At 45.6% G+C, this 22,243-nt stretch carries 14 protein-coding genes and 2 tRNA genes; 12 read left to right on the top strand and 4 right to left on the bottom strand.

Annotation, left to right across the window (positions count from 1 at the left end):
• Positions 1 to 170: 170 nt before the first annotated feature.
• The 4 genes from SKC37_RS06385 (at position 171) to tgt (ending at position 7,189) form a co-directional block, all read left to right on the top strand.
• Positions 171 to 998 (top strand): sugar phosphate isomerase/epimerase family protein, encoded by an 828-nt coding sequence (locus SKC37_RS06385; RefSeq protein WP_377980675.1) that lies wholly within the window; start codon positions 171 to 173, stop codon positions 996 to 998.
• 102 nt (positions 999 to 1,100) lie between these two features.
• Complete coding sequence (locus tag SKC37_RS06380; RefSeq protein WP_269001380.1) at positions 1,101 to 2,213, top strand: Gfo/Idh/MocA family protein; 1,113 nt, start codon at positions 1,101 to 1,103, stop codon at positions 2,211 to 2,213.
• 3 nt (positions 2,214 to 2,216) lie between these two features.
• Complete coding sequence (locus SKC37_RS06375) at positions 2,217 to 5,822, top strand: PVC-type heme-binding CxxCH protein (protein ID WP_377980674.1); 3,606 nt, start codon at positions 2,217 to 2,219, stop codon at positions 5,820 to 5,822.
• Between the two features lie 233 nt (positions 5,823 to 6,055).
• Positions 6,056 to 7,189: a tRNA guanosine(34) transglycosylase Tgt gene (gene tgt / locus SKC37_RS06370; protein WP_269001382.1), complete on the top strand. Its 1,134-nt coding sequence runs from the start codon at positions 6,056 to 6,058 to the stop codon at positions 7,187 to 7,189.
• 36 nt (positions 7,190 to 7,225) lie between these two features.
• Here the strand turns inward: tgt and SKC37_RS06365 are convergent, their stop codons facing one another.
• Entirely contained in the window at positions 7,226 to 7,696 is a 471-nt protein-coding gene (locus SKC37_RS06365) for an Lrp/AsnC family transcriptional regulator (protein WP_377980673.1), read from the bottom strand.
• A gap of 98 nt (positions 7,697 to 7,794) precedes the next feature.
• Between SKC37_RS06365 and SKC37_RS06360 the strand changes: the two genes are divergently transcribed.
• The 7 genes from SKC37_RS06360 (at position 7,795) to SKC37_RS06330 (ending at position 18,316) form a co-directional block, all read left to right on the top strand.
• Positions 7,795 to 7,867, top strand: a tRNA-Gly gene (locus tag SKC37_RS06360).
• Between the two features lie 43 nt (positions 7,868 to 7,910).
• A tRNA-Leu gene (locus SKC37_RS06355) sits at positions 7,911 to 7,996 on the top strand.
• Between the two features lie 208 nt (positions 7,997 to 8,204).
• Positions 8,205 to 9,293: a helix-turn-helix domain-containing protein gene (locus SKC37_RS06350; RefSeq protein ID WP_377980672.1), complete on the top strand. Its 1,089-nt coding sequence runs from the start codon at positions 8,205 to 8,207 to the stop codon at positions 9,291 to 9,293.
• 103 nt (positions 9,294 to 9,396) lie between these two features.
• The gene (locus tag SKC37_RS06345; RefSeq protein WP_377980671.1) at positions 9,397 to 9,999 is read left to right on the top strand and encodes a hypothetical protein; all 603 of its coding nucleotides are present in this window, start codon (positions 9,397 to 9,399) and stop codon (positions 9,997 to 9,999) included.
• Between the two features lie 25 nt (positions 10,000 to 10,024).
• Positions 10,025 to 12,430: a beta strand repeat-containing protein gene (locus SKC37_RS06340; RefSeq protein WP_377980670.1), complete on the top strand. Its 2,406-nt coding sequence runs from the start codon at positions 10,025 to 10,027 to the stop codon at positions 12,428 to 12,430.
• Between the two features lie 194 nt (positions 12,431 to 12,624).
• Positions 12,625 to 14,565, top strand: coding sequence for a hypothetical protein (locus SKC37_RS06335; protein WP_377980669.1), 1,941 nt, complete (start codon positions 12,625 to 12,627; stop codon positions 14,563 to 14,565).
• A gap of 1 nt (position 14,566) precedes the next feature.
• Positions 14,567 to 18,316, top strand: coding sequence for a beta strand repeat-containing protein (locus tag SKC37_RS06330; RefSeq protein WP_377980668.1), 3,750 nt, complete (start codon positions 14,567 to 14,569; stop codon positions 18,314 to 18,316).
• Here the strand turns inward: SKC37_RS06330 and SKC37_RS06325 are convergent, their stop codons facing one another.
• From SKC37_RS06325 to rbsK, 3 genes are read right to left on the bottom strand one after another with little or no spacing between them, the layout of a single operon-like run.
• Entirely contained in the window at positions 18,317 to 19,306 is a 990-nt protein-coding gene (locus SKC37_RS06325; RefSeq protein WP_377980667.1) for a GRP family sugar transporter, read from the bottom strand.
• 5 nt (positions 19,307 to 19,311) lie between these two features.
• The gene (locus tag SKC37_RS06320; RefSeq protein WP_377980666.1) at positions 19,312 to 20,847 is read right to left on the bottom strand and encodes an ADP-ribosylglycohydrolase family protein; all 1,536 of its coding nucleotides are present in this window, start codon (positions 20,845 to 20,847) and stop codon (positions 19,312 to 19,314) included.
• A gap of 14 nt (positions 20,848 to 20,861) precedes the next feature.
• Positions 20,862 to 21,758, bottom strand: a complete 897-nt coding sequence (rbsK, locus tag SKC37_RS06315) for a ribokinase (protein WP_377980665.1) — start codon at positions 21,756 to 21,758, stop codon at positions 20,862 to 20,864.
• A gap of 74 nt (positions 21,759 to 21,832) precedes the next feature.
• Here rbsK and SKC37_RS06310 point away from each other — a divergent pair, with 74 nt between their 5' ends.
• Positions 21,833 to 22,210: a hypothetical protein gene (locus SKC37_RS06310; RefSeq protein ID WP_377980664.1), complete on the top strand. Its 378-nt coding sequence runs from the start codon at positions 21,833 to 21,835 to the stop codon at positions 22,208 to 22,210.
• The last annotated feature ends 33 nt before the right edge of the window (positions 22,211 to 22,243 follow it).

The raw sequence follows: 22,243 nt of genomic DNA, 5'->3' as shown, positions 1-22,243 counted from the left end.
ATGCTTTAAAAAGCTATGCTTTCAATTCCTAGCTAATCAGGACAGACTAGTAGAATTACCCATTTTTTTATTTTATATTGAGAAGTTTTTGGGACTCCTCCGGACTCATTCCCTGCGGACTGACAACTGACAACTGCCCACTGACAACTGTCTACTGACTTACTAAACCTATGAACCCAATCGCCATGAATCTGCTCGTTTACGGGCCAGATATGAATGATTCTGTATTATCAGAGCTTGCCTTTATTCAAGAGGTGGGTTATCAAGGCGTTGAAATTCCGGTATTTAATGTTGATTTAGCGCATTGGCCTACTTGGAAAAAGGAGGTCGATCGACTGGGCTTGCAACCTTTCGCCTGTGCGATTGCAGGGCCTGCTGAGAATTTGATTTCACCGGATCCAGCGGTTAGAGCGGCGGGTATTGCGTATTTGAAAGGAGCGGTAGATGTGGCGGCTTATTTAGGATCGCCCTATTTGTCTGGGCCTTTTCATTCGGCGCTTGGTGTATTTACAGGTGCCAAAGCCACCCAGCAAGAAATCGACTGTTCCATCGCCGGCATCCGGGAAGTGGCGGATCACGCGGCCACGAAGAATATTACCCTTTGTTTAGAATATCTGAACCGTTTCGAGAGTTATTTGGTCTCGTGTGCGGATGAATTATATGCTTTAGTGGAGCGAATTAATCACCCCTATGTGGAGATTATGTTTGACACGTTCCACGCGAATATCGAGGAAGTGAGCACGGCAAATGCGATTCGTCGGATTGCGAAGCGGACGCCGCACATTCAATTGTCGGAGAGTACGCGGGGGATTTTGGGAGAAGGTCAGGTGAACTGGCCGTCTGTATTGCAGTCTATTAAGGGCGTAAATTATTCCGGCTGGCTCGTGGTGGAGGCCTTTAGCGAGAAATTACCGGCGGCCCATATTTGGCGAAAAATGTTTAATTCAGAGCGCGAGCTTGTAGAAAAATCTTTCAGATTTATCTATGGTAAATGGTAGGTGGTGAATGGTAAACGAATGGTGAATGGTAAGTGGTGAATGGTGAATGAATGGTGAATGGTAAGTGGTGAATGGTAAATGAATGGTGAAATCTTTTAAACTATGAAAAAATATAACGTTGCGATTGTCGGACTAGGTTTCGGCGCAGAATTTATTCCTATTTATTTGAAGCATCCATTGGCGAATATGTATGCGATTTGCCAAAGAAATGAAGAAAAACTCAACTCCATCGGGGATGCTTATGGGATCGAGACGCGCTACACGGATTTTGAGAAGCTAATCCAAGACCCGAATGTAGATGTCGTTCACATCAATTCTCCTATTCACTTGCACGCAGAACAGACGCTAAAAGCGCTGAATGCAGGCAAACACGTGGCTTGCACGGTGCCTATGGCGACGACTGTGGAGGAGTGCAAGGCGATCGTGGAGGCGAGCAAGCGCATGGGTAAGAAATACATGATGATGGAGACCGTGGTCTATGCGCGCGAGTTTTTGTACATCAAAGAATTATACGAAAAGGGTGAGCTAGGCAAGATTCAATTCTTGAAAGCATCGCACCAACAAGATATGGACGGATGGCCGGATTATTGGCCAGGCTTGCCTCCCATGCACTATGCGACACACTGCGTAGGGCCGGTGGCTGGATTGTTGCGTTTAGAAGCGGAATATGTTTCTTGCTTCGGATCGGGTACGATTCGCGAAGAATTGATTCAGCATTATAACTCCCCATTTGCAGTGGAATCAGCGCACATTAAGTTCCGTGATTCGGATTTGAGCGCGATGGTGTACCGTTCGCTTTTCGATGTGGCGCGTCAATACCGCGAAAGTTTTGAGGTTTATGGATCGAAGAAATCGGTAGAATGGCCTTTAATTGAGGGCGAAGAATTAGTGGTGCATACGGCGAAAAAACCGGAGCCAGAGATTCCATCGAAAGTGCCTACGCCGGATTTCGCACATTATTTACCCGAAGAAATTCAACGTTTCACGACTAAAGGCGTGTACGATGAGGAGGATAATACCCACCTTTCGTTTACACAAGGGGGAGGGCACGGTGGATCGCACCCCCATTTGGTGAACGAATTCTTGCAAGCTTTGGCCGCAGATCGCGATCCATTCCCGAATGCTCCGCAGTCCGCTAACTGGACGTCGGTAGGTATACTAGCTCACGAATCTGCTCTTCAAGGCGGAAAAATCATTGAAATTCCTAAATTCTAAGCCATGCGTTTTCTCTTATTTGCTGCGGCATTCTTGTTTCAATTTTCGGTTTCGGCTGCTCCTGGTAGACGTCTCGAATTATTATTTTTAGGCGATAAAGGCCACCACAAACCCTTTGACAGATATCCTGCATTGCAATCCGCGGTGGGAATCAAAGGGATGAATATCACCTACACGGAATCCTTGAAGGATTTGAATGAGGCGTATTTGAATAAATTCGATGCCTTGGTGATCTATGCGAACCACGATTCGATCGCGGCGCCACAGGAGAAAGCGCTCTTGAATTATGTGGCTTCAGGTCACGGTTTGGTGGCGATTCACTGTGCTTCGTTCAACTTCCGCAATTCGAAGGAATTTGTGAAGATGGTGGGCGGTCAGTTTTGGCGGCATGGGATGGATTCGATTCGCGTGAAAAACGAAGCGAATACCTATGTGAAAATCAAGACAGTCGATGAGACGTATTTGCACAGCCAATTGCAGCCGGATAACCAGATTTGGCAATCTAGAATTCTAGGACCAGAGCAGGCCAAAGATAAGCCAGGTGCCACCACCGAACCTTATACTTGGACGCGTACCTACGGAAAAGGAAATGTATTTTACACTGCTTATGGACACGACGAGCGCACTTGGGAAACGGAAGGATTCCAGGATCTAGTGACACAAGGTATTCTACATGCGGTAGGAGCAGAAAAAAGAGCTTTATTAACGGCATTGAATATCCCGGTCTTGAAATACCGCGAAGCTAATTTGCCCAACTACGAGAAACGCGAAGGCGCTCAATTACAGCAATTACCTTTAAGTCCAGAGGAATCCGTGAAGTTTATTCAGGTTCCGGTGGACTTTAATTTGCAAGTTTTCGCTTCTGAACCGAACGTGATGCACCCGATCGCGATGGCGTGGGATGAGCGCGGACGTTTGTACGTGTTGATCACGAAAGATTATCCAAACGAACGCAAAGAAACGGGTGGTAGCGACTATATCTTATTGTGCGAAGACACAAACAAAGATGGAAAGGCAGATAAATTCACGAAATGGGCGGAAGGCCTAAGCATTCCTACGGGGATGGTGTTCGCAAATGGAGGCTTGATTATTTCTCAGGCGCCTCACATGATCTTGTTGAAAGACACGAATGGCGATGATGTAGCCGATGAAAAGAAAATCTTATTCACCGGTTTTGGAACAGGTGATACCCATGCTGGACCGTCGAATTTGCATTATGGATTTGATAACTGGATCTGGGGTTGTGTGGGTTATTCCGGATATAAGGGCAAAGTGGGAGCGGATTCGCTTCAATTTGCGCAGGCATTCTTCCGCTTCAAGCCAGATGGTTCGAAGATGGAACACATGACGACGACTTCGAATAATACCTGGGGCTTCGACTTCAATGAGGCAGGTGATGTGTTCGGTTCGACGGCAAATAATGCGCACGGCTGGTATATGGCTATTCCGCACCGCAATATTTGGCATGCACCTATGACTTTGAATGGTTCCAAAAATACGGATACACACAAGGACATGCGGACGATCACGAAGAAAGTGCGCCAGGTGGATGTTTTTGGCGGATTTACGGCAGCGGCAGGACATAATTTCTATTCTGCGCGCTCGTTCCCGAAAGAGTATTGGAACCAAATCGCCTTCGTTTCAGAACCCACAGGTCACGTGATTCACCAGAATCGCCAAGTACCGACGGGCTCTGATTTCAATGACAAAGAAGCATTCAATTTCTTAGCTGGTGCTGACGAATGGGTATCTCCGGTATTCGCACAAGTGGGTCCGGATGGAGCCGTTTGGGTAGCGGACTGGTATTCTTACATCATTCAACACAACCCGGTTCCGCAAGGATTCAAGAACGGTGGTGGAAATGCCTATGACACGGATTTACGTGATTTCACCCACGGTCGTATTTACCGCGTGGGCTATAATAAAGCGCCAGAATACACACCAGTCTCTTTGAAAACGCCGGCGGAATGTGTGGCGGCATTGAGTCATTCGAACTTGTTTTGGCGTTTACAGGCGCAGCGTTTATTAGTTGAGCGCGGAAATAAAGACGTGGTTCCGGCTTTGGTAGCGCTTTTAGGTTCTGCCAAAACAGATGAAATCGGTCTCGCTCCTGGAGCCATCCACGCGCTTAGAACCTTAGAAGGCTTAGGCGTTTTACCAATGGAAGCTTTAGCTCGTGCGATGAAACATACATCGGCAGCGGTTCGCAAGCAAGCGGTGCAGGTTTTGCCTCGTACGGCGGCTTCGGCGAAATTGATTTTGGACCAAAAAATGTTGAACGACAAAGACTCCTTAGTCGTATTGCATTCCATTTTAGCTTTAATCGAATCTCCCTCTTCCCCAGCGGTAGAAGCGGCGATGGCGCGTAAAATCGCGGTCTCTGCTAAAACAACGGATCGTTGGATTCCAGACGCTTTAGCAGCTTATGTCATGGCAGGTGGTCCTGCACGTCGTGCCGCATTCATCGCGAAACAAGGCGCTCAATCAAGCGCGGTGGTAGCAGAGAAATTAGCGAGGGAGGCTAAAAACCCATCGACAGCTGGCACGGAATCAGGCCTCGACCTAGTCGTGGAAGAAGTGCAGATCAAAGGCGGAAACTTCCGCTTACGTGAAGGCGCTAGTTTCGTGATCCGCGTGAAAAACAGAGGCGATAAAGCCTTGCCAAAAGGCATCCCACTTCCGTTAACCGTCAAAATCGAAGGAATGGGCCGTCGTACCGATTTGGAATCCTACACGTTCACAGATGGAGCGGCTCCAGGCGAAACGGTTTCTGTCGTGAAAAATAACAACGGTCCTTGGACAGGAAACCTAGGCTGGACGGCAGACGAAGCAGGTAATTACGTGATGGAAATTGCCTTAGATACGAAAGCTGTATTAGGCGAATCAAATCGCAACAATAATATCTTCAGACAACCCATCGTGGTTTCCTTGCCTGCAGATTTAGGCTCGTACATCGTAGAGAAATCGTTCCGCGGAATGACTTCAGATGATTCAGCTAATGATATCGTCGCTTTATTGCGTTCGATCAAACAGCTAGCTGGTCCTACGATGGGCGCTGCATTGAAAGGAGCATCTGCGACATGGAATGCAAAACGCGTGGCAGAATTATCAGCTGAAAATACCGATTTTATAAAAGGCTTAGGCAAACAATTACGTCCGCAGGATGTGGAGGCGTATGAGCGTTTAGCGGGTCTTTGGAAAGTAGAAATTCCAACAGCCGAGGTGAAAGGAGTAGTCGTGAAACGTACGATTATGACGATCAAAGAAGCGATGAAATACAGCCCAGCGGAATTCACCGTACCAGCAGGCGCGACGGTAGAGTTGATCTTCGAAAACGTCGATGCGATGCAACATAACTGGGTTTTAGGCGCTTTAGGAAGCCAAGAAAAAATCGGTTTAGCCGCAGACAAGATGATCACAGCTGCTGATGGTGCAGCGAAAAACTACATCCCAGCCATGCCAGAAGTGTTAGCCTATACTCCATTAGTGGAATCGGATGGCCGCGTAAAAGTGGTCTTCAAAGCACCAAGTGTTCCAGGCAATTATCCATTCTTGTGTACGTTCCCGGGGCACTGGAGGATTATGAATGGCATTATGAAAGTTAATTAAAGCGGAAGCTTTAATTAACTTTCATTGTTCTCAAAGCACAAAGAGCAAAGCAAAAAGCACAAAGATGGAATCCCCTTCGGGGATGCACTTATGAAATGTTTTTGACTAAGGCGAAGTCGACTAAATCGCATAGCGATGACTAAGTCACGAAGTGACGACTGAACCGTAGGTGACTAAGCTGCGCAGCAGCGACTTCAGCTGCTCACAAGAAAATTCTTTTGTACCTTTGTCTTATGAAATTCTCAATAAGCCACACGGATCCTAGCTCGAAAGCGCGCGCAGGTGAAATAACGACAGATCACGGGACGATTCAAACGCCCATTTTTATGCCTGTAGGCACTGCAGGGACCGTTAAAGGCGTTCATATTTCAGAATTAACTGATCCCATTAAGGCCCAAATTATCCTGGGAAATACCTACCATCTGTACTTGCGTCCCGGTTTAGAGGTCATCGAAAAGGCAGGTGGATTGCATAAATTCAATGGCTGGCAGGGGCCTATTTTGACGGACTCGGGAGGATATCAAGTGTATTCTTTGGCAGGAACAGGACGAAAAATTCAGGAAGAAGGGGTCAAATTCAAATCACATATAGACGGTAGTATTCACTATTTCACGCCGGAAGGGGTGATGGATATTCAGCGCACGATCGGGGCGGATATTATGATGGCTTTCGACGAATGCACGCCGTACCCATGTACCTACGAATACGCGCGCAAATCGATGGATATGACGCACCGTTGGCTAGATCGTTGCATTACCCGTTTTAATGAAACAGATCCGAAGTACGGCTATAACCAGACTTTATTTCCCATTGTACAGGGGAGTGTTTATTCTGATTTACGGAAAGTTTCGGCGGAATATATCGCGTCCAAAGGGGCTTTTGGTAACGCCATCGGAGGTTTATCCGTGGGCGAGCCAGTCGAAGATATGTACGCAATGGCGGATGAGGTGACGGATATTTTGCCAAAAGACAAACCGCGATATTTAATGGGCGTGGGGACGCCGGCGAATATTTTGGAAGGAATCGCGCTCGGAATCGATATGTTCGATTGCGTGATGCCTACGAGAAATGCCCGCAACGGGATGATTTTTACGACGCAGGGAATTATCAATATCAAGAATAAGAAATGGGAGTCTGACTTCTCGGTCATCGATCCACATTTCGTGAATGAGGTGCACGGTCAATACACGAAATCGTATTTACGTCACTTAGTGCGTTGCGAGGAAATGTTAGGCGCAATGATCGCGAGTGTGTGTAACCTGCGCTTCTATCTGTGGATGGTAGGCGAGGCTCGCAAGGAAATTCAAGCGGGAACTTTTACGGCTTGGAAAAACCGAATGATCCCGCAATTTATGCACCGATTGTAATAAGGATTGCGCGCGCGATTGGCGCGCGGCGAATAATCACGGAATAGGCAAAACCTTACTTTCTTTGAACGAAGATAAGATCACCATCGTCGAAGTGGCAGCCACTTCTTCGATTTCGTTGATTTTTTCGAGCATTAATTTCTGATAAGTCGAAATATCTTTGGAAATTATTTTCAGCATAAAATCGCCAGAACCCGTCACGTGGTGGCACTCAATTACCTCTGGAATTTGGTGTATTTGTTTCACGAATGACTCTGTCACTTGCTTCTTGTGACCCGTCAAAGTCACCGTCACAAACGTACTCACACCTAAGCCTACTTTTTCTCTATCCACCTGAGCGTGATAGCTTTGGATAATTCCTAAAGTCTCTAATTTCTTTACGCGTTCCAAAGTAGGAGCCGGTGAAAGACCAATTTCTTTGGATAATTGGGCGTTTGTGATCTTCGCATTTTGCTGAAGAATCTCTAGTAATTTGTGATCAGTTTGGTCGAGTTTGTTGATGCTCATATTTTTTTCGAAAGCATAAATTTAGAGAATATTTTCACTAAAATTTGATTTCGACTTGCATAATTCAATAGGAGGCCTTATTTTTGCATCCACAAAACGCGAAAGTAGCTCAGCTGGTAGAGCGCGACCTTGCCAAGGTCGAGGTCGCGGGTTCGAACCCCGTCTTTCGCTCAAAACGAAAAAGCACCATCGGTGCTTTTAGTTTTACCAGGACGCTTGGGTGGTGGAACTGGTAGACACGCGGGACTTAAAATCCCGTGAGCCGTAACGCTCGTGTGGGTTCGATTCCCATCCCAAGTACAATTCAAGCGTCTGAAAAAGCTTTCCTTAACGGGAAAGCTTTTTTGTTTTCAGGCCAGTGCCTTTCGGTAAAGACGGATAGTTTCGAATCTAAATTTTCGTACATTGCTGATAACTCAGTGTTCTAATAAAAAATATGCTTCCTGCCATTAGCCTTGTCGGGTTTTTAAGCGCTTTTCTCCTTCTACATTTTGCCGATCGGGTTAATGTGGCTAACCGTTATTTGGCCTATCACTTTATACTTAACAGTTTATTTAGTTTTTCGCATTGGTCGTCTATTGTTTCTGATGACGTATCGTTACGTGCGCTTTCGCTTATTCACTATTTCCCCTTTTATTTATTGAATACCCCTTTCTTGTATTTTTATGTACGCGCCATTTTAACAGAAAAAAAAATCATTCGAGGTTGGGATTATCTACATTTCATACCATTTATTCTGATTGTGGTTAATATTTTGCCCTATTCTTTCCATTCTTGGGCGTTTAAGCTAGATCTGTCAGAAAAAATCCATCAAAATTCAAGAGCGATTTATCAGGTATACTTTCCTTTAGTCTCTTTTTCATTCTATTTTATTTTCCGTTCAGTCATTTCGTTTTGTTACCTCGTTTTTGCCTCCTTAATTCTCCACAAAGCTATTCAGCAAGGTAAATTGAAATCGGCCCTTGTGTTAAAGAAATGGTTACAGGTGTATTTGATTTTGGGATTGATCTTTAATTTAAGTTTGATTGCATTTAGTACCCATTCTTATTTTGTGAATGACTTTATGATTGTATTAATGGAACAAGGGAGAGGAAGATCAGTGGCTAGCATCATTATGTTCGGGTTGATGGTTTCTATTTATTTTTTCCCATCTGTGTTATATGGTTTACAAGAAAAATCGGGAGAAAGTTTACTAGATGTGATTAAATTAAATGAAGAAATTGCCACTACATCAAAGACTTTTGAACTAAATAAATTAAGGCTTACTCAAGTAGAAAAACAGCTAGAGGTTTACTTGGCAGAAAAGAAATTTCTAATTCCAGGATTTGCTATGTCAGATTTAGTCAAAGATATTTCAACTCCAGAACACGTATTAACCTATTACTTTAATAATTACAAAGGCATTACTTTTCTAAAGTGGAAAAACCAGCTTCGGATCGAAGAGGCGGTCAATCTACTGAAGGCTGGCGAGGCAGAAACGAATACGTTGGAGAGTGTAGGAAAGGCCTGTGGCTATAAATCTCGCTCTAATTTCATTCAGGCTTTTAAAGCACAAACGGGGGAATCTCCTTCGGTCTATTTAAAAAAGCTTTCGTAATGATTTGATTCAATTCGGCGAATCGAAACAAGGCCTTTGTCCAAAAAATATTTTTCCGGACATCTTTACACTAATATTGATCTTCAAGATTTAATTCTGTTCTATGAGATCAATTTTTACCCTCCTGATTGCCCTATTTTTCATTTCGTCGCTACAAGCGCAAACCTGGAATTTCGAAACCGGCAATAACATTACTCGCTATGTTTTTACGAATTCTGCCGGAAATAATCCGGACTTTTTGAAGTCTAGTTCTGGCCTTCATTTGGCGTTATCCCGCGAGAATAAACTATCGAAAGTTTTTGTGTATGATTTGGGTTTGGCCTATAATCAATACAACAATGTGGGCGATGTGCAAAACATTCCTTTTTCCTATCAGGCAGATTTTATGGGCTTGACTGGAGGTATCGGCCCCTCTTACACGGGTTTACATGGTTTGACTGTTTCTGCCAAAGCTTCAGCGGCCGTCCAAACCCTGATTAACGGCACTCAGTTTCTACAAAACCGCTACCTCGATTTAGCGGATGACGATCAATTTAGCGGCCTGAAATTCTCGGTAGGTTTTAACTTATCGATCACGAAAAAAGTCAACGATCAGATTTCGGTTTACACTTCTTTTCAACACCTAGACACAAACACATTCGGCTCATCGACGCTGAATTTTGTTCCATCTACTTTCAGTTTTGGCCTTAAAATAGCCACGAAATAATTACTCATTCATTTGTTCTACTACCATGAAAAAATTACTACTCTTTGTATTGCTATTTATTTCCACTGTAGCAAATGCCCAAAAAGGCATTTCCTATCAAGCGGTCATCTTGGACCCGGCCTCCATCGAGTTGCCAGGTTCTGACATTACAGGTCAGCCTTTAGTCAATGGAAATGTCTCTGTGAAATTTGTCATCATTTCCGGAACGAATATCCAATTCGAAGAGGTGCAACAAACGAAAACGGATGCGTATGGTTTAGTGAACCTAACGATCGGTTCGGTAGCTAGCACAGCATTCAATGCGGTAAGCTGGGACGCGAATCAAAAGTCTCTACAAGTATTTGTTAGCTTCGATAACGGAGCCTCATATACCAAGGTGTCTGACCAAAAATTAACCTATTCGCCTTATGCTTTATTTGCAGAAACGGCAGGGAAATTAAGTACGACCTTAGGGATTACAGGTGGAGGAACTGGTGCAACAACGGCCGTGGGAGCGAGAGCTAACCTAGGTCTAGGCAATGTGGATAACACGGCAGATGCAGACAAACCTGTTTCTGCAGCAACCCAGGCGGCTTTGAACTTGAAAGCAAATGTGGCAGATGTGAATGCGGCGCTAGACTTAAAAGCAAGTGCAGCGATGTTAGCAGCACACATGGCGATCACAGTAGATACAAATATGTTAGCGACGAAAGCAGCCTTGACAGATTTGAATAATTATGCACCTATTGCCTCGCCTACTTTTACAGGCATCGCGAGAGCCACGACGGCTAGTCCACGTACGAATTCCACCCAAATTGCTACGACTGCTTATGCAGATGCTGCGGTTGCTGTAGCCATGGCTTCTGCAGGAGTTGCTGATAATTCAATCTCCACGGTTAAAATTGCGAACGGTGCGGTAACTGACGCGAAAATTACCTCGGTAGCAGGATCTAAAATCACAGGTGTGATTCCAGTAGCAGCTGGAGGAACGGGCCAAACGACGGTAGCAGGAATACTGACTACACTTGGTTTGGCAAATAATAATATCGCCATCGGTTCACAAGCGGGAACTCCGAATCAAGGCGTTAATAAGAATACGGTGGCTATCGGTGGTGGTGCCGGAAGAGGAAATCAAGGACAAAGTTCGATCGCCATTGGGTATGTTTCTGGAGACCAAAATCAAGGAGCAAATAGTATTTCAATAGGGGGTAACGCGGCCCAAGCAAATCAAGCAGGCGAATCAGTGGCGATTGGTTTTGCTGCCGGTCAAAATAACCAAGGGACTGGTGCCATCGCTATTGGTACCTTTGCTGGCCAGAGCAATCAAGCGGCGAACAGTATCGCCTTGAACGCTGCAGGTAGTAGTAGCCCATTGAATCCGAGCAATGCTGGATTTTATGTGAATCCCATTCGTAGCGCATCCGCAACTTCCTCTTTACTGTATTATAACGCAGGCACGAAAGAAGTGACTACTTCGACAGGAGGATTTGTGGATTTAATAACAGCTCAAACAATAGCTGGAGTTAAAACTTTTAGTTCAAATATTTCTGCTAATGGTGTTTCATTGGGCCGTGGAGCAGGTAATAATGATGAGAGTGTTGCTATTGGACAAGGCGCGATGGGGTCTTCCAATGTGAATGGTAAACGTAACACAGCCCTAGGTGCTTTCGCGATGGCTCGTTATAATGGTACCGCTTGGGATAATAATACGAGTATTGGTTACAATAACTTGCCTAGTATGACTTCTGGTTCTGGTAATACTTCGGTAGGAGCAGAGTCAATGATGTCTTTAGTAAGTGGCCAAGAAAATACCTCTATCGGTAATCAATCCTTGATTAGTGTGACAGGGAATAGTAACGTGGGTGTAGGAAAACGATCAGGTCAAACGATTACATCCGGAAGCCAAAATACAATTTTGGGTACAGATGCCGATGTGTCTTCTGCGACATTGAATAATGCAACGGCAGTAGGTTATGGAGCGCAGGTTGTAGCAAGTAATACGATTCAATTAGGAAATAGTTCGGTCACTAATGTGAAGACAAGTGGAACAATAACTGCGGGTGCTGTTACTTATCCTAATACTAATGGTACTCAGGGGCAAGTATTAACCGCAAATGCGAATGGGACATCTTCCTGGCAGTCAATAGCCACAAAGACATATGATGATTGGCCTTTTATTGCAGCTTCAGATTTATATCAATATTCAGGATATATCATATCGACACAACATACGGGTATGCCAAATATTCCAGATAATTTACCTGACGGATTTACATTGACAATTTGTAATTATAGTAATGGTACTTGGACGTCTAACACCCCCGCAACGACTTTATATTATACTAGCACTAGTGGTAATGGCGGAGTTTCAACTTTTTCAATCAACCCGGGTGCGGCTGTGAATATGTATGTCATCACAACAGGTGGGCAAAAAAGATACTACATAAAATAAAACGAATGCAACTAATTGGTCCCCAGCTAACAACTGGGGATTTTTTTTGCCCCGCCCTTAAATTAAAAAATCCCTCCTCCCTTTGCCCTCCGCAAAATCCTAGTACCTTTGTTATCAACACAATACCCTCAATTTATACTCGTATTGCTTCTTGACCACTGATAAGCAATCTGTACTGTTCTTTTAGATTGCTTATGAAAAACTATTTCATACTCACAGCCTTGCTGTGCAGTTTCCATTGTGCTCAGGCGCAAACTCCTCTGAAGTCGATTAATTACCAGGCCTTGATCGTTGATCCGGCCGCCATTGAATTGCCCGGGAATGGGGTGCAGGCGCAGCTGTATTTGAACAAGGATATTTGGGTGAAGTTTGGGATTTATTCGGGGTCCACATTACAGTTTGAGGAATTGCATAAGACGAAGACGGATGCGTATGGGCTGATTAATTTGGAGATAGGATTGGGGGAGAATACGAGTGCTGCGGGGACTTTTGCCAGTTTGAACTGGGGCGGTCTGGTGAAGAAATTGGTGACGCAGGTGAGTTTTGATTTGGGTGCCAAATACACCGAGGTCAGCAATCGCGGCCTGAATTACTTGCCTTATGCGCATTTTGCGGAGGAGGCTGGGAAGCTCAGCGGCACTTTGGCGATTACCTCTGGAGGAACGGGTGCAACCACAGCTGTGACAGCGCGTACGAATTTAGGGCTAGGCAATGTGGACAATACGGCGGATGTGGACAAGCCGGTGTCTGGCTTGGTTTTGGACCAATTAAATGCCAAAGAATCGCTCATTAATAAATCCTCTTCCATTCTTTCTGACTCTGCTTCCAGCGAAAAATATCCATCCGTTAAAGCGGTAAAGCAATATGTAGATAGCCGCGCGTCAAATACAAACGTCGCAAACCAAGCCAGCTCTGCAAATTTAGCAGCCAAGGCCACTGCCTTAGAAACGGCACGCACAATCAATGGAGTACCCTTTGACGGGTCGACTAATATTTCATTTGCATTAGATTCCCTTAGCGGAATTTTATCATTAAATAAGGGCGGAACAGGAGCTACGAACGCGGCTTCGGCGCGTGCGAATTTAGGGTTGCGGATTGGGGTGGATGTTCAGATGCCATTGTCTTCAGGTGTAGATTACCAAACGCCGCTTACAGCTGGTTCAGATTATCAAGTGCCTTTAACTGCCGGCTCCGGTATTTCCCTTACCGGAAACACGATACAAGCGACCGGTTTAACTGCGGTTAATTTATCTTCTACGGCCAGCATCACGAATGGCCAGTTAGCCAATTATCAAATTACCCTAGGCTCCACGAGCGCTATTTTAGGAGGAACCTATTCCAGCATGTCGGGATTTAGCTCTATTAGCGCAACAAGTTTTGTGGGAGAATTAACGGGAAATGCAAGTACGGCAACAGCGGCTCTATCCGCTGTTACTGCTGCATCAGCCACTTTCGCCACCACGGCTTCAACCCTTTCAACCCCCCATACCATCTTCGGCTATCCCTTCGACGGAAGCGCCGCGATTACAGGAGTCATTTCACCCACGTTCGGAGGAACTGGAATAAACAATGGAAATAAAACAATCACCCTAGGTGGGGACCTAGTGACCTCCGGGAATTATTCCACGACGATAAACACCACGGGTACTACGAATATTACGCTTCCCACCACGGGTACGATGGCCACGCTAGCTGGCACGGAAACTTTGACGAACAAAACCTTTGTGAATTCGAGTTTAACCGGAACGTTAACGCTGGGAGGAACGACATTTCCATCCAACCCGGGTGCCACGGGTCAGATCCTGAGTTTAACCTCCTCCGGTGTAGCGAGTTGGACGAGCGCCTTGAGAGATGGTTTTGACGAAACCACCGCCACCGGTTCTACGGGGAATTTAGTAGCAGTCACTGCAGGGCAAACCAACTTTACCCTCACGCAAACGCCTACGGCGACCACTAAGCTGAAGATGTATGTGAATGGTATTTTGATCAGCCAAAACGCCTTCGTCTATAAGACCACAAGTGCCTTTACGACGACGGCTACGGCGCCTACGCCTTTTTTGGCCTATGTAACCGCAAACAATGGTTCCTATGTGATTGCCCTAGGAGATCGAATTCAATTTGTTTACTCGTACTAGGATGAAGAAGCTATTCATTCTATTCGTGTTTTTTACGGGGCAACTACATGCTCAAAACAGCAATGTCTCCATCGTTTCAGGCGCCACGAGTGGAGGGACTTGGTCTCCGGTATTATCCTCCACCTCCCCCACACAAACGACGTATACCTTCACCCCAAACGCAGACAATGCGACCGTTAGCACGGCTGAAATAGACGAATTGCTACGAGTGAAAATTAGCCATGTCATTATCAATACGGCTTGTTCAGGCTGCACTCAGCAGGGCCAAATCGATTTTAGTACGAATCTGAATTCCTATAACCAAAATAGCCCTACCTACAACAAAACGCTCACTTTCAACGCGGCTTCGGACGTAACGATACCTAACGCTATTGCGATGCGCGGTACCGCCACGAGCAATACAAACAAAGGTTCGCTAAGCTTAGTGATCAATACCTCTGGAAACATAACGGTGACGGCGGATATTTCGATGACGAATGTAGGGCAATCCTATGCGTCTGCCATTATCAACGAGGGCGGTTCTGTTACGCTCAATTCGACGGCTGGAGCAGTGAAAGTGACTGGGAATATCAATTGCAGTGGGAGCACTAATTTAACAAATCCAGGTCTTTACAATGGAACGGGTGGATCGATCACCATCAAAGGACCAGCTGGCGTGAGTATTTCTGGGACTTTGTATTCGACTAGTCGCACGAATTTTGCTGGGGCTATTACAATTTTAGATGGGAATACGAGTGTGACGACAGGCGGTGTGAATGATGGCATAAGCGGCCTCATAAAGGGGGGAGCTTTTAAGAAATTGGGTTCAGGAATCCTGAAGTTGAGCGCGACGAACAATGCCGTAACTTCTTCTGAGCTGGCGGAGGGAACTTTGCAATTAGCGGGAGGCACGGCTTTGCCGGACTACAATACGCTGTCTTTTACGGGGGCAAACACAACCTTGGATTTAAACGGATTTTCGGAATCGATTGGGTCGATAGCTAGTTTAAATGGCTATGGGAAAGTGACCAGCAGCGTGGCGGGGAATATCACGTTAACGGTGGGCTCGAGTAATATGAATACGGTGTATACCGGTTTGATAGAGGATGGGCTGGGCGTTTTGTCTTTGGCCAAATACGGAGAATCTTTCTCCCTCGGAAATGCCACCCACAGCCAAGCGAACACGTATACCGGTTTGACCACGATCTACGCGGGAACCTTAGCCATTTATAACAGCCTCTCCTTAGGTAGCACCAGCGCGGGTACCATCGTCAGGGGGTCGGGAAAATTAGCCTTGTACAACAATATCCAAGTGGGGGCGGAGGATTTAGCCCTGAATGCCTACGGTGTTACTTTATCAAATGAAAGTGGGAATAATAGCTGGGATGGTCCCGTCTCTTTAGGTCAAAGCACCACCCTGAACAGCAATGTCGGCAGCTTGACATTCCATCAATCCGTCACTGGGACTAACGTTTCCTTGGTCACGACGGGCCTTGGTTCGATGACGATTAGTGGAACTTTGACACTAGGTACAGGGTCTATTACGACGAGCATGGTGGCCTTAAATCTAGCTTCCGCTAATAATTACAGCGGGAGTACGATAGCCTCTCTCGGAATGCTTACGATACAAAATAATACGAGCTTAGGATCAGGTGCGGTCAGTATTGGATCTAATGCCAGTTTAGTATTGGATGGCGGGATTACAGTTACTAATCCGCTAACGCTGAGTGGAAATGGAGTCTCAAATGCCGGTGCGTTGCGTAGTATACAGGGGAATAATGTCTATAATTCAGCGATTAACTTGACCACGACGAATGTCCGAATGAACGCGGATGCTTCGAGTCAACTGACGATCAATGGGCCTTTGACGGCAAGTGCGCTAACCTTGTTAGTAGGCGGCTCTGGGGATTTGATCTTCAACGGGGGCCTGAGTGGAACCGGAAGTTTAGCGAATACCTGGGGGATTAGTCCCGTTTCCTTGAATCTTGCGACTAGCTTGATCAAAGATGGCACGGGATCATTGACCTTGAATGCTGCAAATAGCTATACTGGCGCCACGGTCATTAGCAGCGGGAATCTGGCTTTAGGGGCGACAGAAGTGATTAATAATGCCGCCTTGATTCTTTTTAATGGGGGTAAATTGAGTTCTGGAGGTTATTCGGAGACTTTTGGGCCTATTTCGATTTTATCAGAGGGATCTGAGATTGAATTAGGGGCAGGTGTTCATGAGTTGCGTTTTGGCCCTAAAAATACGTGGGATTTTAGAACCCTGAACATAAGCGGCTGGCAAGGAACCGCCGGCATTTCTGGTACGGATGGACGTATTTACGTGGAAAATAGCGCTGTACTTTCGTTAACGGAAGTAGAGCAGGTGAAATTTAGTACGGCTAATGCGATTCAATTGATATCGGGAGAACTAGTCCCGAACGCCATAGCTCAAAGCGGGAATGCGAATATTCGTTTTACGACCGGGATTACGGTGAATGGAACGTGGTCCCCTGCACTTTCGAGCGGCGCCACAAATACGACGTATACCTTTACTCCCTCCGCGAATCACGCGAATATAAATCCAACGGATGTAGACCTAATTATGCGTACTCGTTATAGCCACGCAACGATTAATACTGCCTGTGTTTCTTGTTCCCAATCGGGAATTATTAACGTGAATACACCTATCGAAACCTGGAATGATCACGGACCTACCTTTAACAAGTTGTTGACTATTAATGCTGCATCAGAGGCGAACATTTTGTCACCTATCGCCTTGCGCTACGCTACGGATGCTTATGGAGATAAGGGGGTTTTGAGTTTTTATTTGAATACGGTGGGGAATATCTACGTGAATGCAGCGATAAATACGAACATTCCGCTTTCTCGAAGTTCGACTATTCCATTGACGGATGGCGGGAGTGTGTATTTGAATTCAACGGCCGGTTCTGTTTTTGTCAACGCGGCTATTAACACGAGTGGGGCAGTTAGTACGACGAATGCTTCGTCTAATTCAGGAGTCGGGGGGACGATTTCCATCACGGGTGCAGGTGGGATTAGTGTGTATAACACGCTAACGGCAACAGGACGAACATATGGTAATTTAACTTTTAGTACCGGAAATAATGTGGTGACGACGGGTAATGGGGTAAATGATGGAATCACGCGCGTGATGATAGGCCGTACGCTTTCCAAATCAGGTACAGGAACACTCCAGCTCAGCGCAGCGAATCAGGTTTCGGACACTTATCTGTATGGAGGAATTTTACAAATAGGGATTGCAGGTGCCATTCCATCTTACAGTACAGTCAATTTTTCTGGAGGCCATTTAAATGATGGAGGCTTTAGCTCTACGTTAGGTACACTATATGTGTATAATAATGCTACAATTACCTTAGGAAATTCAGCCCATGAGTTGAAATTCACGAATTTAGGGTCGTTGTCAGCTACTAAAATGTTGACTTTTGCGATGGGTGAAGGGTCGGTAGCGGATTTGGGTTTGAATATGTATGGGGCTTTCGTTAGTACATCCACTTCGTTTGTTAACCTATTTGGCAAAAAGCAAAGTACGCTCACAGGCGGATTAGGCCGTTTCGGAACGGTAGTCTCCTCGATTATTGGTGCGCCAGGAAGTCCGGTGCGTGTTTATTTGGGCTATGACTTAAGTACATCCCAAAAAGCCCAAGTCCAATTCTATAACTCCAGCCTCGCGAAATATTACACCACAATGCAAAAGCCTGTGGCCGTCACGAATGGCGAAATGTTGCCATTGGCGGCGAAATAACTATTTCGACCCAATCAACAAGCCTAATCCCACGACATACAAAAGCAACATAATGTTGAGCAATTTGTGCGTTTTCGGCGAGGCATTTTTGAATTCTTTCCAAATAAAGATCCCCCAAACCGCCGCCACCACGGTTGCGCCCTGGCCTAGGCCATATGAAACGGCAGCACCTGCTTTTTCAGAGGCAAGAATAGATAAGGCCATCCCCACGAACCAGATGGCACCGCCTAGAATACCTACTAAATGGTCTTTCGTCGAACCCACTATATAGTGAGCGAAATTCAAGGGAGCACCGGAGAATGGCTTCTTCATTTGGAAGGTATTAAAGACCAAAGAACTGGCTAAAACACCCACCGCGAAAACAACCAAAGCCGTGTAAGGTGTCAATTTTCCCACTTCTGGCGCGGCGAAATTCACGGCCATCGAGGCCGCCACATACTTGTAGAAAAGGCCCATTAGGCATCCTGCAAGAACAGAAAGTACTAATCCTTTATTCGATGCAGCAGCGTTTGAGATCGATTTATAGGCTCTCGCATTTAAAATAATCGCAATGGCAATCAAAGCAACTCCCCCAAAAATCAACAGCGGATTCCCTTGCGGATCCGCTAAATAGTTCACTAAAACCCCTAATACCAAGGCAATCCCGATGCCCACCGGAAAGGCCACAGACATCCCCGCGATACCAATGGCAGCAACTAAGAGAATGTTCGCGGCATTAAATAAAACCCCGCCTATAAAAGCAGATTGTAGGTTGTCGCCACTCGCTTGCGCATAATCCGCCAGGAATCCACGGCCCTGCGTTCCGCTGGAACCTAAGGTGAATGCTAGTATCAAGGAGGCCAAAACGATCCCTATCGCATAATCCCAGTAGAATAGTTCGAAGCGCCAAGAGGAGGACGAAAGCTTTTGGGTGTTTGCCCATGAGCCCCAGCAAAGCATCGTTACGATGCACAATAAAACAGCAGATGAATAGGTTTCGATAATGAACATAGCGCTTATTTTAGGTTTCCTAAACGGTAATATTTATCATTAGTGGCCATAAACGGCTTCTCTGCATAGATGATTGCATCGAATAATTTGCAGTCATATCCCGCCACCTTGTTTAATACTTTCAGCTTCACATGGTGTTTTCCCGTCGCTAATTTATATTTCCAGGTGATCTCGTGGCGTCGCGTTGTGAATGCCACTGGGAGTTTTACTTTTTCGAAAAGCTTGCCGTCTAAATAGACTTCCAAGTCAAAAGTCCCAGGATCTAATGAGGCCCATTTCGCGGTTTCGCCGCGCACCACGAAGCCATTTCCTTCGAAGTCAAAGTCATACTCGTCGGTCAAGTTTTTCCCGATGTTGATCTTTTCAGTAGGGAATGAATGGTCGAAACTTTGTTCGAAAGCCACCGCTTTAGGGGCAGAGTATGGGATGCTTACGGCGTTTTCAGAAACGCTTCCGCCGTTATTTTTGATGTTTTGCAAGGCGTGTTTGAAACCGATTTCATAGACGTCATTTAGGGAAGTGGACGTATATTTGAAGTCGATGTCTTCCGCCTCTTTCAAGCCTAATTTCCAGTAAGCTGGTATCTTATCGTATCCGATCATCGCACCTAAAATTCCCGCTGCAGATGACGGATTGCAATCTGCATCTTGTCCACAGCGTGTGGAAATTTCAATCGTTTTGCCAAAATCCCCATTACCATACAATAGCCCTATCACCACATACGCGGAGTTCACGGTCGCGTCGATATTAAACGGAGCGAAAACGCCGTCTGGACAACCGATGTCGTTCGCCCATTTGTTTTGAACTTCTAACCAGGTTTTTGTCCAGTCGTTCGGGTATTGTTTGTGCCATTTAATGACATCAGAGATGCATTTGTAGTATTGGCTGTTCGCTGGGATGGTTTTCAAAGCCTCCGCAACGACCTTATTAATGTCGTTGTTAATAAATGCCAAAGTATAGCAGGCCCCTAAATACACCCCACCATAATAGCCATCGCCATAGTTCATGATATGCCCAATTTTATCAGAGATTTTAGATGCTGCATTGGGCATGCCTGGCGACATCAAGCCCGCAAAGTCACATTCGATTTGGTAATCGATACAATCCGCATGGGGATTATTCTCCCAGTATCCAGACGCTGGAGGCATCATTCCGTTCAAGATATTATAGCGACCTGCCTGATTTGCATGCCAAAGCGCATAACCCGCATTCGCATACGCTTTCGCGTGCGATTCGATGGGCGCATTCAATCCCTCTTTTTCGAATACTTCCACGAATGTCAAATCCATGTACAAATCATCGTACAAACCCGGATTGTTGATCATCGTATTCTTCAGATAGCCATCGTACCAGGGAATGGGGTGGTAGGAATTGATCATCGTTCCATTGTAGCGAAATTCGACAGGTCCGCCAAAGGTCACACCAATCGTTTGGCCAGCCCAGCCACCTTTAATTTTGTCTTTCAGGACGGCTTTACTCATCGAGATATTTTGCGCTTGTGCGGCTAGTGTGATGAAACAGAAGAAAAGTAATTTTTTCATGGTTGTGTATTTTATCATAGTTCATTAAGTCTTGGCATGGAAGCTTGCGCCCCTAATCGAGTGACAGATATGGAGGCTGCTTTGCAGGCAAAAGCGATGGCGTCTGGCCAGCTCATTCCCTCGGATAAGCCCACGACAAGCGCTCCATTAAAGCAATCTCCCGCGGCGGTCGTATCTTGTGCCACGACTTTTGCGACTGGAATATGCTGTGTTTCGTAGGCAGTTTTGTACAGGGCGCCTTCGGCGCCTAAGGTAATAATCACGTGTTGAACGCCTTTATTTAGTAATATGTTCGCTGCTTTCTCCGCAGTAAGTAGATCTGTCACAGCAACTCCCGTCAGGATTTCTGCTTCCGTCTCATTAGGCGTAATGGCGTATAAATGGGGAAATAATTCTGTGGGTAGTTCTGCTGCTGGGGCTGGATTTAAAACAACTTTCAGTCTTTTTTTCGATGCGAGAGCAGAGGCGTGAACCACCGTTTCCAGTGGAGTTTCTAATTGAATTAAAACAAAATCGCCCGCTTCGAAAATTTCCGAGGCCGCATCAATATCCGAAGGTAAAAGAGAGTTGTTCGCGCCTGAAGCCACAGTGATGCAGTTTTCTCCTTTGGCATCTACATTAATCAACGCAATTCCAGAGGGAGCCAACGGGTCTTGCGTCACAAATCGCGTGTGAATTCCCTCGTTCTTAAATTGTTGCATAGCCGTCTCCCCAAACACATCCTTTCCCACCTTGCACACAAAATGAACCTCGCCACCCAGCCGAGCTGCAGCCACTGCTTGGTTCGCACCTTTGCCGCCTGGATTCATGAAGAAGTCCCCGCCTAAAACGGTTTCGCCCGGCGCCGGCAGATGAGCCGATTTGATCACCATATCCGTATTTGAACTGCCGATTATTGTGATTTTCGTCATTTTTACTCGTTTTTGTCGTATTTATTCCCTGTAAATTAATAATTATTTTTCAATTTCTGTCTTACCTTTGCGTCGTGAAACGCATCGTCGCTCTTTTATTGTTCTTAGCTATGCAGGTTCCCTTGATGAATCAATGGGGTGCTGTGGCCTACTACCGCATTAATCGCGACTACATTGCTGAAAACCTTTGTGTGAACCGTGATAAACCGATGTTGAACTGTAATGGTCAATGTTATTTAGCGAAAAAACTACAGGCTGCAGAGGAAAAAGAGCAGAAATCAAATTCAGAGCGTTTAGAAAAAATGCCGGAAGTTGTGTTGAGCTTTCAAGCCATTCAATCTGTCTTTACCGCGCGTTTCACCGCATCAGAACTCGTTGAAAATCATTTCACATCGACGGAATTCTTCTCTAATTCAGCCGACAAAGGCTTTTTTCACCCGCCACAGGTCTAATTAATTTTCTTGACACTTTACCCTTGGCTTGAA

Source organism: Aquirufa esocilacus (assembly GCF_042715595.1).
GTDB classification, from domain to species: Bacteria; Bacteroidota; Bacteroidia; order Cytophagales; family Spirosomataceae; genus Aquirufa; species Aquirufa esocilacus.
The sequence above is the reverse complement of the archived record's forward strand: the minus strand, read 5'-3'. Positions and strand labels throughout refer to the sequence as shown.

Coding starts and splice junctions, on each gene's coding strand:
- SKC37_RS06345 (WP_377980671.1), top strand. CDS start 9,397: ATGAGATCAATTTTTACCCTCCTGATTGCCCTATTTTTCATTTCGTCG.
- tgt (WP_269001382.1), top strand. CDS start 6,056: ATGAAATTCTCAATAAGCCACACGGATCCTAGCTCGAAAGCGCGCGCA.
- SKC37_RS06380 (WP_269001380.1), top strand. CDS start 1,101: ATGAAAAAATATAACGTTGCGATTGTCGGACTAGGTTTCGGCGCAGAA.
- rbsK (WP_377980665.1), bottom strand. CDS start 21,758: ATGACGAAAATCACAATAATCGGCAGTTCAAATACGGATATGGTGATC.
- SKC37_RS06335 (WP_377980669.1), top strand. CDS start 12,625: ATGAAAAACTATTTCATACTCACAGCCTTGCTGTGCAGTTTCCATTGT.
- SKC37_RS06325 (WP_377980667.1), bottom strand. CDS start 19,306: ATGTTCATTATCGAAACCTATTCATCTGCTGTTTTATTGTGCATCGTA.
- SKC37_RS06385 (WP_377980675.1), top strand. CDS start 171: ATGAACCCAATCGCCATGAATCTGCTCGTTTACGGGCCAGATATGAAT.
- SKC37_RS06320 (WP_377980666.1), bottom strand. CDS start 20,847: ATGAAAAAATTACTTTTCTTCTGTTTCATCACACTAGCCGCACAAGCG.
- SKC37_RS06365 (WP_377980673.1), bottom strand. CDS start 7,696: ATGAGCATCAACAAACTCGACCAAACTGATCACAAATTACTAGAGATT.
- SKC37_RS06330 (WP_377980668.1), top strand. CDS start 14,567: ATGAAGAAGCTATTCATTCTATTCGTGTTTTTTACGGGGCAACTACAT.
- SKC37_RS06375 (WP_377980674.1), top strand. CDS start 2,217: ATGCGTTTTCTCTTATTTGCTGCGGCATTCTTGTTTCAATTTTCGGTT.
- SKC37_RS06340 (WP_377980670.1), top strand. CDS start 10,025: ATGAAAAAATTACTACTCTTTGTATTGCTATTTATTTCCACTGTAGCA.